This is a genomic window from Aquibacillus sediminis (assembly GCF_005870085.1).
Classification (GTDB): domain Bacteria; phylum Bacillota; class Bacilli; order Bacillales; family Amphibacillaceae; genus Aquibacillus_E; species Aquibacillus_E sediminis.
This window is the reverse complement of the sequence record NZ_SZNM01000006.1, coordinates 159358-178861: the sequence shown is the minus strand read 5'-3', so window position 1 is coordinate 178861 and position 19504 is coordinate 159358. Positions and strand designations below refer to the sequence as shown.

The following is a 19504-nucleotide window of genomic DNA, read 5'->3' as shown; positions in this document are numbered from 1 at the left end:
TCTGACAATGTTTATAGTACACAAACAGCGGAGGAAATACACGGAGACTCCTATGGGACTAGTGGCATCGGTGAGACCCCGCAGTGAGGAACGAACGAGGACAAGGAAGGCTTCGGCAGCGATACATCGCACGCAGAAAATGGCTCTTTATTTTCAAGGAGGCTCACCAGCCCCCCCATGGAAAGCGTAGTGTATTTCCGCAGCGGCATATTATCACTCAACAAGATAAGAAGTGAACTTACTTCATATAATATAGCTTATATAATAATTCAAAAGAAAAACTACCAACCCATAAACACTGTTTACGAATTGGTAGTTTGTTAAACATTATTTAACTGCCATTTGTTCTTTTTCTCGTAGCTCGACACGGCGAATTTTGCCTGAGGAGGTTTTTGGTAATTCATCCATGAATTCGATTTTTCTTGGATATTTATACGGTGCAGTCGATGTTTTGACATGTTTTTGTAATTCCTTAACTAGATCCTCATCGGCATTACCGGCATTTTCTTGTAAAACAACAAATGCTTTGACTACATTGCCACGGATTTCATCAGGACTTGCGACAACCGCACATTCTTTGACTTTTGCATGTTTGACCAATGCATCTTCCACTTCAAAAGGTCCGATCGTATAGCCAGAACTTACGATGATGTCATCATTACGTCCTTCAAACCAGAAATAGCCTTCTTCGTCCATTTTCGCTTGATCACCTGTAACAAAATAGTCACCACGTTTAGCCTTAGCTGTACGTTCAGGATCTTTATAATATTCTTTAAATAACGCAGGAGTATCAAGTGGAATCGCAATATCTCCAACTTCTCCAACTCCTACTTTATTGCAATCCTCATCAATTAAGACGACTTCATTACCTGGTGTTGGTTTTCCCATTGAACCTGGCTTGACTTTCATTCCTTTTAAAAATCCTAACAATAGCGTGCTTTCTGTCTGACCATAACCATCGCGAACCGTTATGTTGAAATTGTTTTTAAATGTATCAATCACTTCTCGATTAAGCGGCTCCCCTGCAGAAACTGCACTATGAAGGGACTCAAGTGTATAATCATGTAAATTATCGACCTTAGCCATTAGACGGTATTCCGTTGGAGTACAACATAGAACATTCATTTCATATTGGTCAAGTAGTGATAAATATTTCTTCGGATCAAATTTGCCATTATAAATGAATCCTGTTGCGCCTGTACCCAACACAGATAGCAATGGGCTCCAAACCCATTTTTGCCAACCAGGTGCAGCCGTTGCCCATACTCTGTCGCCTTCCTTAATACTTAACCAATTGTCTGCAGCGGTTCGTAAATGAGCAAATCCCCACGCATGTGTGTGTACCACGCCTTTTGGATTTCCTGTTGTACCAGACGTATATGGTAAAAAGGCTGTATCCCCACTATCTGTCGGTACTGTTTCCAATTGATCGGAAGCTTGTTCCATCATGCTATCAAGATCTAACCAGCCGTCTACCGCCTTGCCAACTGCAAACTTTTTCAACTGATCATATTCCTTGATCTGTTTATACTGATCAACAAATGGATAATAACTAATAATTCCTTTAGCCTCACCATGGGTAATACGATACTGCAAGTCTTTTGTTCGTAGCATTTCAGAACTTGGAATGAGAATCACGCCAAGCTTTAAAGCAGCAATATATACTTGATAGGTTTCGATTAGTCGTGGCATCATCACAAGTACTTTGTCACCTTTTTTTAAACCTTGCTCCTTCAATACATTTCCAATTTTATTTGCTTGCTTGATCAAATTTGTATAGGAAATTTCTTTCTTATTCCCCTCGTCATCTTCCCAAATTAAAGCTTGATGGTTCGGATTTTTCGCATATTTTTCTATTTCAGTTGCAATATTGTAATGTTTTGGGGCAATTAAATCTTCTCTTTTCATTGCTATCACCCTTTTTTATTAGTTAGTAATATTCACTAGATATTAGTACTAGGTCATAATTATCTTATTATAGCAGGTTTCTACTTTTCAGAAAAGGGCTAATTCCATTTCGATGTATGAAGTAATCTATGTTATGATGGAAATAATAAGGAGGCGTTTCTATGACCACCATCACACTAACGGTTAATAAAAAAGATATCCACTTACAGCCAACACGAATGTCTATCTATAAACAAAGTGAAATTGTCGAAGCAATCGACAAGAAGCAAAATAGTTATTATTTAGTTTTTTATAAATACAACTTCCTCAATGGCATAAGAGCAAATAAGATCGTCCTAAACTCCCATGTACATAAAGCCTTTACCCAAGGGATCACCTTTGATGCTAACCATCCGTTAACACAAGCATTACTGTCTAAACACCAGCACTATTCTCATTCTCGTTTCAATCCGTTACTTAAGAAAATTCAACAAAAATATTCCCCTTCTGAGACTGCGCTTATATTTACATTTTTTGATTCTTTTATCCCTAAAGGTGAATTAAATAAATTAATAAAGAAGTTGTATTATCAATATCGCCGCAATGGACAATTATTAGCCGCTTTCAAAATCCTTAAAATTTATCAAATGTATGACAATGAGGATACCTTCCCTAAATCGATGTTAAACAATCTGCAATTCCAATCTTATCAAGTGATGTATCAAGACCTCGACAAGTTGAAGAAAACTGATTCCATTTATTTAGAGTCTGTTTGTTTTGATTCCTATCATCATCCTAGCTATGCAAAACAACTATTCGACCTCTATCAAGAGCAAGGACGTTGGATGGATGAACTTGCATTACGACTGAAACAATTTACAAACATAACAAAAGATCAGGATTTTATTCTTTTACAAAATTTGATCCAAGAACATTTCGAACCTCACCAACAAGTACACTTACTCACTTCATTAGTAGAACAGGCTGACCAACACACTCTTGTCCGTCAGCATCTACTTGACCTTGCACTCACACATGGCACAGACGAAGAGATCATTCACACCGTATTGACATCTGAAATCCGACCTAGTCAGGACCAACTACCAAAGATTGCAGCCAGTTTTTCAACAGCAAAACCGGAAATCTTACATCCGTATTTTCATTCATTAAACAAAAAAATACTTTCAATGTTTGCACCAGATTATAAATTGCTTGAATCCACAGTCAATCATTGTGTTATAGCTTTTTTCAACAACTATCGTTTAGAAACAATTATCGATTGGTTTGCTCCATTTCATGATGCCGGTATTCCATTACCAATTGAGAAAAAACTAGCCAAAATGAAGGCTCTAGAAGATGATCCTGACGGGCAGTGTGCATTAGGCCAACTGTATCAGGAATTCAACCAATACGAACGTTCGATTGACTGTTTTAAATGGGAAATGGAATTAAATCCAACCAACCCTGAACCAGTAAAGTCGCTAACGAAGGCTTACCAGCAATTAGGAAGGGAAAAAGAGGCGGATGCCTACCAGCAGTTACTTATCCAGATGAAAAAATAACAGCCAGTGCTAAGGGGTTAGCGGAATCGTGATCCGAAGTTATCCTTGAGGATCCCCCCTTCCGCTAATTGCCTTACCCCCCTTACCTTACTTCTCTCTCCTAGGTCCATGTTCACCCCATCTGCCGTTCTTCCATCGTTCGCCATAGAATCAGCGTTGCATAACTACGAAATGGCATCCATTCCTTACTCATGTCATCAATCTCTTGCAACGTAGGTTTTCGGTCCATTCCGAAATAATGTTTCAAAGCATTTTGAATCCCAATATCCTTTTTCGGTAATAAATCTTCACGTCCAGCACCGAATAACAGCCAGTTCTCTGCTGTCCAATTGCCAATCCCTCTGATTTTCACTAAGGTTTTCATCACTTGTTCGTCCGATTCTTGCGCTAACTGTTCTAAGTTTAATTCCCCATCCACAATCAACCTACTCGTATTAATCACATATTCCGCTTTCCGTTGGCTAAATTGCAACTGACGTAAGTCTTCATAACTAATACTAGCCACTTCTTCTGGTGTTGGGTAAAACCAAACCCCCTCCACTTTAGAGCCGTACTGTTCGACAAACCTTCGCGTTAAAGTATGGGCAAATGCCATATTTAATTGTTGATGAATAATCGTTTTCATTAAGGAAGCATATGGATGAAATTCTTTCACTACCGGAGTTCCAGGATATCGTCGAATGAAAAGGGACTCTAAATTGGTTCCTTTAAAATGGTTGGCTTTGTCAGATAAATTCACCTGCCACCGGAATAGATCGAAAACATGATCGATTAGTTTTGATTTTTCTTCCAAGCTGTCACTAGCTAGTTCCACAACAGGTTGTGTGGTCGTCCCAAGAGAGGTGAGTCTGACAACGTGTTTTCCTGACGGTAATAAAACAGGGATGTAGATATACTTTTCATCAAGGTCCACAACATGTAACGGGTCCATTGCCAAGCGTTTTAACACATAATCAAAATCATAGATCGTATCTAATGCCATTTTTTCTGTCCACATATTTTTTACTCCTTCGTATATTAGTGGTGTTAGGGTACCAAATGTTACCACTACTAACCAAATTTTTGAATTCATCGATTGCATGATTACGAATGCGCCATCTATCACAATCTAATCGATAGGCAGGTGATAAACATGAATAAAAATTATTTCGGCATTATAGATATTGGCTCTAATACAATACGACTTGTCATTTATGCACAAGAAAATGCTGGTCGTTTACGTGACGTTGAAAGTATAAAATCTGTTGCTCGGTTACGTAATCACCTTGATCAGAACAACCATCTTACCGATCAAGGAATAAATAAATTACAAACTGCTTTACAAAGTTTCAAAGCAGTTATTCAAACCTATCAACTCGAAGACTTGGTCTGTGTTGCCACTGCTACGATCCGCCAAGCCACCAACAAAGCATCCATCCTTGATAAAATACAACAAGAGGTTGGCTTAACGATAAAAATACTATCTGAACAAGAAGAGGCCTATTTCGGTTATCTCGCAGTCGTACATTCAACATCAATTACAGATGGGATCACGATAGACATTGGTGGCGGAAGTACAGAACTAACCTATTTTAAAAATAGAGAAATCGTCGAATCACATAGTTTTCCATTCGGGACTATTACATTGAAGGATTTTTTCAATCAGGATCCTGTAACGGATAAAGAACGACAAGCATTACGATCCTTTGTGTATCAACAATTTGATACGCTACCATGGCTTACCAATAAACAAGTTCCAATCATCGCAATAGGCGGCAGTGCCCGTAATGTCGTACAAATCGATCAACATCGAAAAAATTACCCATTTGCAGGATTGCACCAATACCAAATGCAAGGAACAGATATAAAAGAAATTAGCGAACTAATCAGTCAACGAACGATTGAACAACGCCAGCAAGTCGAGGGGTTATCAAAAGACCGTGCAGATATTATTCTTCCTGCAATCGAAGTGTTTGACTGCCTATTCGAGACAGTGGGCGCTACAAGTTTCATACTAAGTAGGAAGGGTCTTCGAGATGGTATGTTTTATCAACAACTGGCAGACCATATAGGAACAGACCTTTTACCAGATGTGGTGGAAGATAGTATTCAAGAACTCGTTCATTATTATGATTTAGACGCTAATAAAAGCAACCACGTACAACAACTAGTTTCGTATTTACATGACGTTATCGAATTAGACAATCCGTTAACAAAACAGGACTGGGAACTTTTGAGCTTAGCTAGTTATGTCTTTAACCTTGGTGATTATATCGATTCGGAATCAAGTGCACAACATACTTTCTATCTACTGGCCAACCGCACAATGGATGGTCTCATGCACCGCGATCGTTTACAACTAGCACTAATTGCATCGTTTAAAAGTAAATCGGTGTTTAAACAGTTTATCGAACCTGTGGAGGATTGGTTTACCAAACAGGAACAAAGAAAGTTACGCCTATTAGGGGCGCTTCTAAAATTCGGATACAGTTTAAATACAACCAATCGAAAAATTGTGACACAACTAGATGGCACAGCAACGAACAATACCTTAACAATTAAAGTGTTCTGTGACCAGGATTGGATGCCTGAGGAGTACCAAGCTGAAAAACAGAAAAAACATCTTGAAAGAGAACTAGACAAAAATATTGAACTTACTTTTGTAAATACTACAGAAGATGATGCAGCAAATAAATAGTGGACAATTTACCAACAAAGGATGATACAAGATGTCACCCTTCCAACATTCAAACAATAGCTTAGACAATCCTAATCACTACTTCAACCGTGAACTAAGTTGGTTAGCTTTTAACAAGCGCGTATTAGAAGAAGCACAAGATACAACGAATCCACTATTAGAACGTCTGAAATTCCTTGCCATATTTAGTTCCAATCTAGATGAATTTTATATGGTACGTGTTGCCGGGTTAAAGGATCAACTAAAATTTGGGCATCATACCCCTGATCCAACCGCAAAACTAACACCAACCGAACAACTAGAGCACATTGCAAGGTTGAATCATTCATTAGTGGAACAGCAATACCATAGCTTTGATCAGCTACAAAAAGAATTAGAATCAGAGAACATTTACTTACGGACAATGGATTCGCTAACTAAGGAAGAAAAACAGAATCTCGAGATTTACTTTGATGAATACATTTATCCAGTTTTAACACCAATGGCGATTGACAGATATCGGCCGTTTCCAATGTTGATGAATCGTTCCATGAACATTGCTGTTTCATTAAAGTCCATTAGGGAGCACAAAACGTCACATATGGCGATTGTACAAGTACCAGCGCTTTTAGGACGATATGTCCAATTGAACAATCAACACCATTACCTATTAATTGAAGATGTTATGAGCACCTTTATCAATAAACTTTTCCAAGGTTATCACGTACAATCGATTACACAATTTAGAATTACACGCAATGCCGATCTTACTTTTCGTGATGATGGTGCACGTGACCTATTGGAAGCAATGGAACAAGAATTAAAGAAACGAAAACGTGGGGCAGCTGTACGCCTTGAAGTTCGCAACCATCAACATGCCCCTGAAACAATTACATTTCTACAAAATACACTTGAACTGGAAGAAAAAGATATCTACAAGGTGAATGGTCCACTGGATTTAACGTTTCTGTTTAGCTTTTACCAGCAAGTATCGAGTGACCACAAACAACTCACCTTCCCAACTTTTGAACCAAACCATCCTCAAGCTATAGAGAAACACGAAAATATTTTTGATGCTGCCATTAAACGGGATATTTTTATTCATCATCCATATGAAGCTTTCACACCAGTTGTTGACTTAATAACACAGGCTGCTGATGATCCAGATGTATTAGCAATTAAACAGACATTGTATCGGGTTAGTGGCGACTCCCCGATTATCTCTGGGTTAAAACGTGCAGCAGAGACAGGGAAACAAGTAACCGTACTAGTCGAACTAAAAGCACGGTTTGATGAAGAACAAAATGTTCATTGGGCAAAGGAATTGGAACAAGCGGGTTGTCATGTGATCTATGGGATGGACCGATTAAAAACCCATAGTAAAGTGATTTTAATTGTGCGTAAACAACAGGAGAAACCCCAACGTTTTGTCCATTTGGGAACAGGCAACTATAACGACCAAACCGCTAGACAATATACAGACATGGGCTTAATCACAACCAAACGGAAATTCGCAATCGATGCGACTAATTTTTTCAACTATATGAGTGGTTATACCGAAAAACCAATATTCCACCATTTATCGATCGCGCCTTTCGAGATGCGTCAGAAGTTTATTGACTTAATTGATGCTGAAATGAATTACCATCACCAAGAAGGCCATGGCCGAATTATTACGAAAATGAATTCTCTGACAGACAAACCATTAATTAAAAAACTTTACCAAGCTTCCCAAGCTGGCGTCAAAATTGACCTTATCGTTCGAGGGATCTGTTGTCTAAAACCAGGTATCAAAGGCGTTAGTGACAATATAACTGTGATTAGTATTGTCGGGCGTTTCCTAGAGCATAGTCGCATCTACTACTTTCACCATGGTGGTGATGAAAAACTGTTTCTTTCATCTGCAGATATGATGAAAAGAAATATGGTTGAACGTGTAGAAGTGCTTTTTCCTGTTGTCGACAATTCGATTAAGCAACGTATTAAAGACATTTTGCTGCTACTACTAAGCGATAATGTAAAAGCTAGACAATTAGCAAGCGATGGGACTTATCATTATGTTTTGCCTAAGCAAGGCCAAGCGAAAGTAAATAGCCAATTGGCATTATGTCATCGTTCTGATAATGAGGAGTCTATGTAAAATCGAATAAAGATTAGGAGAGATCGCGTGATGGTTACGCGGTCTTTTTTCATTTTAATACAGGTGCATCTCGGTTGATTCGCTCTCTGATTTCCACCGACCCTACCGTGACTGACACTCTCTCGGTTGATTCGCTCCCTGATTTTCACCGAACCTACCGTGACACTCCTTTTCTTGATTAATCCAGGACCTCACCAACGACTACGATTTCCTAAAACACAAATAAACCCTCTAGCATCTGCCAGAGGGCTCCTATTACATACCATATAACGATGTCGGTACCATATCCTTCATTACTAAATGGTCTAAGCTTTTAAATGTATATCCTCGTTGCCTAATATCATCAATTAAGTGTTCTAACGCTTCTGCATTATCTTTAGAGACAGTATGGAGTAAGATGACCGCACCAGGGTGAAGTTGATCCACAACCTTTTTATATGCACGTTGCCATCCTTGTTGACTGTTCGTATTCCAATCAACAAACGTTAACGACCAAAACATGTGAATATATCCAAGTTCATTAGCCCATTGTAGCGACTGTTCACTAAATGTACCTTTAGGAGGACGCACATATTTCATTGAATTTTGATCGGTAACCTCTGCGACTGCATCCTCTAAACTATCTAATTCTTGCTTCATTTCTTGTTTAGATATCGTCGTTAAATCTGGATGGTGGTACGTATGGTTTCCAACAATATGCCCTTCTTTAACCATGCGTTTCATTAGCTGTTTATTACTAGTAACATAATGCCCCGTAACAAAAAACGTTGCTGGAACATCTTTTTCTTTTAACACATCTAGTACTTGTTCTGTATACCCTTCTTCATATCCATTATCAAACGTTAGATAAATTTCTTTATCTCCTGATTGATCAATGTAATAACTCCCATTTTCTTCTAAAATGTCACCATATTTTCCTGCCTTAGGTGGCTGATTATTCGTACTCTTATTATATCCCCAACCATAGCTTGCCGATGTAGAAGTGGGGAATATACTTATTATTAATAAGCAACTTAGGAGAAAAATGAATGTATGTCTCATATAAAAACCACCCGTTTTTTTCTCTTATTTTCTCGCCGAATTGCCCTTTTTATACACTACACCTATATAAAGTGAAACTTCAATCAGTGGGGCGTTTTTGCACTTCCCACTGAACGGTGAGTATTATAAGGGTAACCCGCAGACCCTTGAACCGATCGAAGTGAAAGCGAAACTCTACTCCCACTTTATATTTTTAAGCGGGAGTCTTACGGTCGGTTGCACCGATCGTTAAAATGTAAATAGTGCAAGTTTAGTTTCTAGAGAGGAAAACGGTAACATTCTTTCGTATATATTTCCACAACAAGCGAACAATAAAAATAGAAAACAAAAACAAGTAGTTAACCTATTTATCACCTTTACTAATGATTACCCCGCTAGCCATTATGATAGCACCCAAAGCTACAGATGCTAAAGAAACATTTGTGAAAACAGGATTTAAATGAATGGCCTTTGAAACCCAATATACCAAAGCTGCCAATATCATTAACGTTAAACCTACCCATTTCATACCATCACCTCTTTTTTTACATTTTAACTAACGTTATTGATTAAACAAAGTTCCACAATTTAATTTTAACATAACATTCATTAAATTCGTTTATCTGAATCAACCTATTCGACAAAAATACATTCCGTTTTTACAACAACATTAAAAGGAGTGCAAATTGTTATACAACTCGCACTCCTATATACTATGCTTGTTTTTTTATAAATAGTAACGCATTAAAAGATCCATGACACCGCAACCCAACCAAAAATAAAAATTGGTATATTAAAGTGGATAAAAGTTGGTACAACAGTATCCCAAATGTGATGATGTTTGCCATCTGCATTTAACCCTGAGGTTGGTCCAAGCGTACTATCTGAAGCAGGTGATCCAGCATCCCCTAACGCAGCAGCTGTCCCGATCAACGCAACCGTAGCCATTGGTGAAAAACCGGCCGCTAAACAAATTGGTACATATAAGGAGGCTAGAATTGGTACTGTTCCGAATGATGAACCAATTCCCAACGTAATAACTAGACCAACTAATAGTAGGACGAAGGTAATCACCGCTTTATTATCTCCAAGTAAATCAGAAGATGCCTCTACCAACGCTGTCACAGCCCCTGTTTCTTGAATGACATGTCCAAAGCCTGATGCCACTAACATGACAAACGCAATGTTACCCATCATGACCACACCATCACTAATCACATTGTCGACTTTTCTAAATGGAACAACAAAAAATACAAACATAAGCAATAATCCTGTTAATGCACCTATAATAAGATTTTCCGTTATAATTTGAACAATTAGTGCAGCAATAATAGCAATTAAAGTTAATAAGTGCTGCATGTTAAAAGTCGGTACTTGTTTTTCTTCAGAAGATAGATTTACTTCTTTTCCAATACCTTCGACCGTTCGATCATTGCGATACGTGAAAAATACTGCAATTAACAGACCGAATATCATCCCTGCACCTGGAATGAGCATCGATATAGCTATTTCATCCATCGAAATCGACAGCCCACTATTTTCCACCGCATCTTTGATTGTGGTGTGGAATGCCCAACCAAATCCAATTGGAATCATCATGTATGGTGCCTTTAATCCAAATGTTAATGCAGTTGCTACCGCACGACGATCCAGTTTCATTTCATCGAATAATTTTAATAATGGCGGAATTAATATTGGGATAAATGCAATATGAACTGGAATCACGTTTTGTGATAACGATGCAATAGCTGCAATTACTAACACCATAAATGCCTTTTTACCTTTTAATAAACGAATTAAATTTTTAACTAATAGGTTCGTTATTCCTGTATAATTAATCGCTACTGCAAAAGCACCTAATAGGATATAACTTAATGCTGTATTTGATTGCCCTCCCATACCTTCTACAAAAAGGTCAACAGCATCTACAATCGATAGGCCCGAAAGCAGTCCTGCAGTTAATCCAGCAATAATAATTGCTAAAATGACGTGTACTCTTGCCAAACTTAGTACAGTCATGACGAGTACAGATATGATGACGACTGATGCCATAGTGAATGCCCCTCTCTTTTCTCTTTAACACTCTACCATGATAAAGCGTAATACAAAAAAAATCAACCGGTAATTTTAATTACCGGTTATTGGCATATTTTAAAAGTGAGTGACCCAGAGACATGAAACAAAGTATTAGTGGGGACGAAACTTTTTCTCTTTGTCATTTAATCTTTATGTGTCCATCACTCAAAACATGCTTCATCCTTCTTTTTTTAAGTTTTTTTCCATTTGTTCCACAATCTCAATTAATTGATCAATATCTTGGACAGAAGTTTCACTTGGATCTAAGTTATCTAGCTTTGTCATAAATCCATTTAAATAAGACTTTAACTGATTTAATTTTTCATTTGTATTTTCCATGATTGTAACTCCTTTGCATATATCTCCGTATCCATCTTAGTAGATAGTCTAACCATTGTCGAACGTTTCATGACAGAAATTAATACACTATAGGACAATAATAAGGAGTTGTCTTGTTATGGAACAAATCCTTGTTCACTCCATCGCAAAAATTATACTTGCTCTTGTGCTTACCCTATTCATTGTTAGAATTTCACGCAAATTAATCAGCAAGTTTTTCCAGAAAACAGATTTTTTTCGTGATAAAAAAGAGCAAACGATTGAATCCGTCCTATACTCGATTATTAAGTATTCGGCTACTTTTGGCTATCTTTTTTATGTCTTGCGTGTATTTGATGTGGAAGTAGGAAAAATATTAGCTGGTGCAGGTGTACTCGGTATTATTGTTGGTTTTGGTGCGCAACACTTAATAAAGGATTTCTTGGCCGGAGTCTTTTTAATCTATGAGAAGCAAGCACATAAAGGGGATTGGGTCCGAGTAAACGAAACGTTCGAAGGTACTGTGGAAGAGATCGGCTTTCGCTTTTTAAAGATACGGGAATGGTCTGGTGTATTGTTAACGATTAGTCATGGTCAACTACAAACAATGGAAAATTTCAATATCGATAAGATGAGGGTGATTGAGCATATTACCGTTAGCTTTCAAGAACACCCTGCCCATGTTTTGGCTGTTCTAGACGAAATTTGTCAAAAGCTTAATCAAGAGTTAGTGGATTACTTAAAAAAAGATGACAATGGAAATCCTGTTGAAGCTTTTCAAGTTTATGGATTATCTTCACTAAACAACCAATTCAATGGCTACCAATACACCATAACAGGGCTTTGCGATGACAACCTGTATTTCACCGCAGCAAAACAAGCACGGCAAATGATCGCAACAGGAATGTTTGAACACCAGATTTCAATGGCAGAACAACGCGTTTATCTCAAATAGTTTGAAGGGGTTCACTATACTATTTGAGCAAGCTTCAGGATCATTCGATAAACTGTGAACAATCCTAAATAGGCCCCTGTCATCAGGAAAAATGGGTTTAGAAATAAACCATGGATATTTGTCATGAACACTGTCCCATCTTGAATGATGGTATAAATGGCAATGGCTGCAATGTTGCCAAAAATAAGTGCTGAAATGATGGCTAGTACATGAAATAAAACTTGAATCTTGTTCCATTTACGCTGCAATATAACCATAATAATTGGCAAAATAATACTACTGATCATTAACATAAACTTCACATGGATCACCTCCAGTATCATTCTTATCCTACGATAAGAAGTTTAAACAGGTAATGAAGCTAATGCGATTAAACTCTAGCTATTTTTTGGCAAGTTGGTTTTTGGCTATTTTGTGTCGCAGTTGATAGGAACTCCGACGTAGAACAAGATGAAACCTTAAGAAACGTGCACATCCAGCTTAAAAATTGATCTTAATGTACACGAACACTCAAGAAACGTGCACATCTAGCTTAAAAATTGATCTTAATGTACACGAAAACTCAAGTAACGTGTACATTAGGGAGGGAAATCACCTTAAATATAGACGAATACCCAATAAACGTGCACATTTAGGAGGAAATTTCGCCTCAAATATAGGCGCCACTAGTTAATTGTAAACATCTGGCTTAAAATTTTCGGTGAATATGAGTAATTAGGTTATGAGTTACGTCGGATTCTATAGTTATTGTGACAAAATAACATGCTTTGAAAGACTGGATTCGTTTGATCAAATTGCAACCACAGGACCTGAAACCAATCGGGGGTTAGCGACCGTTTTACTTCATAACATGCTTTGAAATGGGAGTCTTACGAACGGTTGCACCGGGATAAAGAAAACGCTCATCAGTTTTTCAAAAACCAATGAGCGTTTTCTTTTAATCATTCCACCCGCTAATTATTTAAGCTGAAAAGAAAAAGACAAGTGATCTTGAACAGGGATCCATGCTCCAATTCCTTGTTTCGTTACATTTTTAACTACAAGTCGCTTTTTCGATCCTTTTAGTTCCACATAAACTTCACCAAATGTAACCTGTCCCTTCTCACTGACTGCTGGTGCAAAAGCACTTAAGGAACCGATTTTCTTTACTGGAACGCCATAGGAATTATCCTTTTTCGTGCCTTTCCCTACAACAGTGTGAAAGGATAATGGTAGGTCAACATTTTCTTTAGCGTTTAACAACATCATTTTCTTAATTTGATCTGGACGGTCAATTTTAGCTGTTAAGCCACCTTTTACGTGCTTTTCTTCTTTTTGATTGTAACTCATCGTCTTTTGGTTATCGCCACCAAGATTGTTTAACTCATTTGTATTAATCTTCTGGTATTCCCAGTTAACGTTCGTTTCATCTGATTTATAGCTCAATGGCCAATGTCCTAAATAAATCATCCCACGATAACCAAAAGCAATTGGGGACGGTTTTAAGGACGTTTCATTTAACATTTTGATTAAATCAGGATTTTCAATTTTTACCTCTGCATCTTCAATCAACTCTTCAACTAAATCACTCGGCTCAAGAACTACTTCATCTTTTGTCGAATTTGGATAAGTATTCTCCTTTGAAATGGTTAACACATGACTCGGAATTTTATCTTCCTTTTGTTCTTCTTTGCTTTCGCTCTCGCTTTCTTCTTGATCTTCTTGTTCTGCATCTTCAGCATGTATTGATAAGGGAGCAATTACACTACATAAAAGTACTAAAATTAAATAGGATATAAATTTTTTCATGCATCCCAATCCTTTCTTGTTTTTTATTAGTATTTTCGGGATGCACGTCCGTTATGCAGATCAGTGATACAGCACCACTGCTAAAATTTGGGAAAGACTATTTTTGGACGCGTACCAAACAAACAGCCTTTCCTAGCTTTTAGCGAGTTATTTCGATGGATTCAAGTGTATGTTGAATCTCAATACTATCTTCAACCGACCTAATCATAGAACAATTCTTATGGGCAATGTCAAGATTATTGTAGAGCTTTTCATCATCTAGGTGGGGACCTTTCACAATATATTGAAGTTCAATTTTCTCAATTCTGTTTGCTTGTTCAGGATTTCTTTTATACTCTATCGTTACTGAAATATCGTCATACTCAATATTCTTGCGGTCTAACTCTTTTCGAAACACTGATGCACTGCACCCCGCAATCGAAGCTATCATTAATTCATATGGTCTAAAACCATAATCCTCATTACCTGAAACCTCCAAGTTACCATATGGAAATGCCATTCGAAATCCTGTTTCTTTTAAAAATAATTGCATCCTATCATCTCCTCCTTTTTTTCTAGCTTTCCCTGTTAGGCCATGGTCTATAAATACTTCTACAACAGTGCATAAAAATTGACCTTTTGTTAATTCCATATTACATTAAAGGGTGCTGATTTAAAAAGAATTCACCAAATATTCATAACTTTATCTAGGAATATTTGGTGAATTCTTTCAGTGGATTTTCCAAAATACGGAATCAAGCGGAATCAAGTGAGAAAGCGTTAGATAATGCGTGAAAAGTCCCTAATTACGCAGCTTCTTGAGAATAAACGCTGGATTATGTTAGAAAAATCCCTAAATACGCAGCTTCTTGAGAATAAACGCTGGATTATGTTAGAAAAACCTCTAATTACGCAGCTTCTTGAGAATAAACGCTGAATTATGTTAGAAAAACCTCTAATTACGCAGCTTCTTGAGAATAAACGCTGGATTATGTTAGAAAAATCTCTAATTACGCAGCTTCTTGAGAATAAACGCTGGATTATGTTAGAAAAATCTCTAATTACGCAGCTTCTTGAGAATAAAAACTGGATTATGTTAGAAAAATCTCTAATTACGCAGCTTCTTGAGAATAAACGCTGGATTATGTTAGAAAATTCCCTAATTACGCAGCTTCTTGAGAATAAACGCTGGATTATGTTAGAAAATTCCCTAATTACGCAGCTTCTTGAGAATAAAAGCTGGATTATGTTAGAAAAAACCCTAATTACGCAGCTTCTTGAGAATAAAAGCTAGATTATGTTAGAAAATTCCCTAATTACGCAGCTTCTTGAGAATAAAAGCTAGATTATGTTAGAAAAATCTCTAAATGTATAGGGTCTAAAGAAAAAGCGCTGGATAATGTATGCTAATTCTATAAATACGTGCTATCAAGAAAAACCTAAATACACATTATCATGACTAAAACAACAATTAAAAAACTAATATAAATGTTCGTGCACATAATACAGCTTATGTACAATAGAGAGTAATAAAACATTATAAAAAGTTCGTTTAAGAAAAAAATTTCAATGGAGAGTACAACGTATGTCACCATCAAATAAACGTTTTTGGATTTTAATTGGTCTAGTAACCATATCAGGATTTTCTCAAGGAATGATTTTGCCATTATTAGCGGTCATACTCGAACAAGCTGGTGTCCCATCTTCTGTGAATGGGTTACATGCAACAGGTCTATATATCGGGGTACTCATTGCTTCCCCATTTATGGAAAAACCACTTCAGCGAGTAGGATATAAACCGTTAATTCTAACTGGCGGATTGCTCGTCATTCTTTCACTAACTTTTTTCACTTTGTGGGAATCACTATGGTTTTGGTTTATTCTACGGTTGCTAATTGGAGTTGGCGATCAAATGCTTCACTTCGGTACACAAACATGGATTACCTCCACATCTGCACCAGAACGTAGAGGGCGAAACATTGCGTATTATGGCCTTTTCTTTAGCGTTGGGTTTTCGATTGGTCCTTTGATGACACGACTACTCGCCATTCATCAAAGTCTTCCTTTTATCATTGCTGCGGTTCTTTGTTTAGCAGTGTGGTCATTGATGTTGTTCGTCCGCAATGAATTTCCTAATGATACGGAAGACCTTAATACTTCAAACGCAACATCATCTATCGGGCGTTTTTGGCAAACATGGAAAATTGCTTGGGTAGCCTTTCTTCCACCTTTTACATACGGTGTATTGGAATCTACTTTGCACGGCATTTTTCCTGTTTATGGCATGCGGATCGGACATGATGTCGATATGATTTCGCTAATTATTCCATGTTTTGCTGCTGCCAGCTTAATTACGCAAATTCCTTTAGGGATTCTTAGTGACCGATTAGGACGGAAAAAATTACTTATGATTATTATTAGTTTAGGAGCATTTGTATTTTTCCTTGCTTCCCAATTAGAACATTCGGTTAGCTGGTTATTTATCACCTTTGCACTTGGCGGGATGTGTATTGGTTCCTTATACTCACTTGGAATTTCGTACATGACTGACCTACTTCCAAAGGGACTACTACCTGCCGGCAATATTATGTGCGGGATTGCCTTTAGTATTGGTAGCATCATAGGGCCTTATTTTGGTGGTATATTTATTGATATTTTCCCAAACACCTCTTTCTTCTATGTGATTATGGGAATGTTACTGCTTGTCTTGTTTGCCATTGCGACGAAAAAGAAAGAGCTTGGGTCCCCTATGACTAGTTAGGGGGTCCTGAGCTCTTTTTTATATAAAAAATTGAGTGAGTAGCTTTTACAGTTCTCACCTTAACATTCACTAGGTAAGCTGACATTCTAAAAACCATCTTTTATACCTTTTCATAGTAACTTCTCTTCCATCAAATCCTCTTCACCTTAAAAATAACACTTTGTATCTAAAAATTCGCCAAAGATGTTGACCAATCCCTAATTTATGGTATCATTAAATAAAGTATTACTTTATAATAATTATAATTAATTTTGAGTATCATTATCAATTAGACACGGAAATTCAATGTTTGTTAGTGATTATTATTCTCAATTAGATATAGGGAGTTGATAACATGTCCACGTTGGCACAAGTACAAAGTGATCAACAACCCCAGAAACCACATACAGAAAATAAAACTAAACGCTCTTCCCTTATGAAACACATGGAGTTAATCGCTGCTTTATTAAGCGGTGTGATTGTATTAACCGCTTGGCTCATCGAAGGTCAAATTAATCAATCAACATGGGTGATCCTTCATTTAATCGCCTTTGCGATTGGTGGGTTTTACAAAGCAAAAGAAGGGATAACCGAAACAATCGCAAATAAACAATTAAATGTGGAGATGTTAATGGTTTTTGCTGCAGTTGGTTCGGCAATTATTGGCTATTGGACTGAAGGGGCAATCCTTATCTTTATTTTCGCATTATCTGGAGCTTTAGAAACCTATACCATGAATAAGAGTGAACGAGAAATTTCTTCTCTTATGAATTTGCAACCAGAAAAGGCATTACGAATTACGAATGGTAGCGAACAACTTGTCGATGTACGAGATTTACAAATTGGAGATACTATTTTTGTAAAAGCTGGTGAACGAATTCCCGCCGATGGAATGATAACAAACGGGACTACTTCGATTGATGAAAGTGCAATAACTGGTGAATCCATTCCCGTCAGCAAACAATTAGATGAAAATGTGTTTGCTGGTACAGTAAATCTTAATGGCAGCATTGAAGTAGAAATCACCAAAACAGCAAATGAATCCCTTTTTCAAAAGATTATCAACCTAGTTCAATCCGCACAAAGTGAAAAGTCCCCTTCACAACAATTTATTGAACGATTTGAAGGGACCTATGTTCATGTAGTACTGATTTCTGTTGTTTTCGTAATGTTCTTACCGCACTTCTTACTAGGTTGGAGTTGGGTTGATAGTATTTACCGTGCGATTGTCTTGCTTGTTGTTGCCTCACCTTGCGCATTAGTTGCTTCAATTATGCCAGCAACTCTTTCCGCCATTTCACACGGCGCTCGCAAAGGGGTATTGTTTAAAGGTGGTGTCCATTTAGAGACGTTAAGTCACGTTGGCGCCGTCGCCTTGGATAAAACAGGTACATTAACGAACGGAAAACCAGTCGTAACGGATGTTTATTTTCAAGATTCCGATCAGGCAGAAGAGATATTAGCTATTGTGCATGAGATCGAACGTCAATCCAACCACCCATTAGCACAGGCAATTGTTCATTATTGCGAATCGCAAGCCTCCAATCACAGCAATCTTGAAGTAGAAGAAATGCAAGATATTAGTGGCAATGGGGTCACTGCAAAAATTGGGAATCAAACGTGGAAGATTGGGAAAGCAGATTTTGTCGGTAAAGAAGAGGCACTCCAATTCCACAGTCACATTGTAACAACACTTGCTGAGCAAGCCAAGTCACTAGTCTTTGTTGCGAATGATGATGGAGTTGTCGCAGTTATTGCACTAAAAGATACAATTCGCCAAGATACATTAGACGCAATTAAACGATTAAAAGAGCACGGTATTCATACTGTTATGCTTACAGGAGACAATCAAACAACTGCAGGTGCCATCGCCAAAGAAGCAGGCGTTGACGAATTTATTGCTGAATGCTTACCAGAAGATAAAGTGGCAGAAATTAAAAAACTACAAGACAAGTACAAACATGTTGCGATGATTGGTGATGGCATAAATGATGCACCAGCATTAGCAACTGCCGATGTTGGGATTGCGATGGGAGCAGGGACAGATGTCGCTTTAGAAACATCTGATATTGTGTTAATGAAAAATAAGTTAGATAAAATCTCTCATGCTGTTTCCCTCTCCAATAGAATGAACCGAATTGTGAAACAAAATGTTGTCTTCTCCATCGGCGTGATCTTGTTATTAGTCGTATCGAACTTTTTACAAGTATTAGATTTACCACTTGGTGTGATCGGACACGAAGGTAGTACGATTTTAGTTATTTTGAATGGGCTGCGATTGTTGAGATAACAAGAAAAAACCCGCAACGCAGGCCCTTGAAATAAAATCGGGCATATACTGGCCGTTGATGCACGTTTAATTTATTTTCGTCTATATCTGCGG

16 protein-coding genes are annotated in these 19504 nt (G+C 37.5%); 7 read left to right on the top strand and 9 right to left on the bottom strand.

Annotated elements, in window-relative coordinates:
* Positions 1–327: 327 nt before the first annotated feature.
* Complete coding sequence (gene mbcS, locus FCI53_RS09015; protein WP_138418006.1) at positions 328–1908, bottom strand: acyl-CoA synthetase MbcS; 1581 nt, start codon at positions 1906–1908, stop codon at positions 328–330.
* A gap of 161 nt (positions 1909–2069) precedes the next feature.
* Here mbcS and FCI53_RS09010 point away from each other — a divergent pair, with 161 nt between their 5' ends.
* Positions 2070–3449: a tetratricopeptide repeat protein gene (locus FCI53_RS09010; protein WP_138418004.1), complete on the top strand. Its 1380-nt coding sequence runs from the start codon at positions 2070–2072 to the stop codon at positions 3447–3449.
* Positions 3450–3561: 112 nt separating this feature from the next.
* Here the strand turns inward: FCI53_RS09010 and FCI53_RS09005 are convergent, their stop codons facing one another.
* A complete protein-coding gene (locus FCI53_RS09005) occupies positions 3562–4446 on the bottom strand; it encodes a DNA-3-methyladenine glycosylase family protein (protein ID WP_138418002.1) in 885 nt (294 codons plus the stop codon).
* A gap of 135 nt (positions 4447–4581) precedes the next feature.
* Here FCI53_RS09005 and ppx point away from each other — a divergent pair, with 135 nt between their 5' ends.
* Together ppx and FCI53_RS08995 are read left to right on the top strand one after the other, a co-directional pair.
* The gene (ppx, locus tag FCI53_RS09000; RefSeq protein ID WP_138418000.1) at positions 4582–6126 is read left to right on the top strand and encodes an exopolyphosphatase; all 1545 of its coding nucleotides are present in this window, start codon (positions 4582–4584) and stop codon (positions 6124–6126) included.
* Positions 6127–6157: 31 nt separating this feature from the next.
* Positions 6158–8245, top strand: a complete 2088-nt coding sequence (locus tag FCI53_RS08995; RefSeq protein ID WP_138417998.1) for an RNA degradosome polyphosphate kinase — start codon at positions 6158–6160, stop codon at positions 8243–8245.
* Positions 8246–8500: 255 nt separating this feature from the next.
* Here the strand turns inward: FCI53_RS08995 and pdaA are convergent, their stop codons facing one another.
* From pdaA to FCI53_RS21400, 4 genes are all read right to left on the bottom strand, one after another.
* Complete coding sequence (gene pdaA, locus FCI53_RS08990) at positions 8501–9286, bottom strand: delta-lactam-biosynthetic de-N-acetylase (protein ID WP_138417995.1); 786 nt, start codon at positions 9284–9286, stop codon at positions 8501–8503.
* A 343-nt stretch (positions 9287–9629) separates the two neighbouring features.
* Complete coding sequence (locus FCI53_RS21405; protein WP_171038119.1) at positions 9630–9794, bottom strand: hypothetical protein; 165 nt, start codon at positions 9792–9794, stop codon at positions 9630–9632.
* Positions 9795–10009: 215 nt separating this feature from the next.
* Positions 10010–11317 (bottom strand): Na+/H+ antiporter family protein, encoded by a 1308-nt coding sequence (locus tag FCI53_RS08985; protein ID WP_138417993.1) that lies wholly within the window; start codon positions 11315–11317, stop codon positions 10010–10012.
* A 201-nt stretch (positions 11318–11518) separates the two neighbouring features.
* Complete coding sequence (locus tag FCI53_RS21400) at positions 11519–11680, bottom strand: SE1561 family protein (protein WP_171038118.1); 162 nt, start codon at positions 11678–11680, stop codon at positions 11519–11521.
* 118 nt (positions 11681–11798) lie between these two features.
* On the opposite strand from FCI53_RS21400, the gene FCI53_RS08980 reads away from it, so the two are divergent.
* Entirely contained in the window at positions 11799–12614 is an 816-nt protein-coding gene (locus tag FCI53_RS08980; protein WP_138417991.1) for a mechanosensitive ion channel family protein, read from the top strand.
* Positions 12615–12628: 14 nt separating this feature from the next.
* Here FCI53_RS08980 and FCI53_RS08975 read toward each other — a convergent pair whose 3' ends face one another.
* The 3 genes from FCI53_RS08975 to FCI53_RS08965 form a co-directional block, all read right to left on the bottom strand.
* Positions 12629–12907, bottom strand: a complete 279-nt coding sequence (locus FCI53_RS08975; protein ID WP_342774190.1) for a transposase — start codon at positions 12905–12907, stop codon at positions 12629–12631.
* A gap of 664 nt (positions 12908–13571) precedes the next feature.
* Positions 13572–14402: a YfkD famly protein gene (locus tag FCI53_RS08970; RefSeq protein ID WP_138417987.1), complete on the bottom strand. Its 831-nt coding sequence runs from the start codon at positions 14400–14402 to the stop codon at positions 13572–13574.
* Positions 14403–14541: 139 nt separating this feature from the next.
* A complete protein-coding gene (locus FCI53_RS08965) occupies positions 14542–14934 on the bottom strand; it encodes an OsmC family protein (protein WP_138417985.1) in 393 nt (130 codons plus the stop codon).
* Between the two features lie 387 nt (positions 14935–15321).
* Here FCI53_RS08965 and FCI53_RS08960 point away from each other — a divergent pair, with 387 nt between their 5' ends.
* The 3 genes from FCI53_RS08960 to FCI53_RS08950 all read left to right on the top strand — a co-directional run bounded on the left by FCI53_RS08960 (position 15322) and on the right by FCI53_RS08950 (position 19411).
* The gene (locus FCI53_RS08960) at positions 15322–15675 is read left to right on the top strand and encodes a hypothetical protein (RefSeq protein ID WP_138417983.1); all 354 of its coding nucleotides are present in this window, start codon (positions 15322–15324) and stop codon (positions 15673–15675) included.
* 291 nt (positions 15676–15966) lie between these two features.
* Positions 15967–17142, top strand: a complete 1176-nt coding sequence (locus FCI53_RS08955; protein WP_138417981.1) for an MFS transporter — start codon at positions 15967–15969, stop codon at positions 17140–17142.
* A gap of 334 nt (positions 17143–17476) precedes the next feature.
* Positions 17477–19411, top strand: a complete 1935-nt coding sequence (locus FCI53_RS08950) for a heavy metal translocating P-type ATPase (protein ID WP_138417979.1) — start codon at positions 17477–17479, stop codon at positions 19409–19411.
* Positions 19412–19504 lie beyond the last annotated feature (93 nt).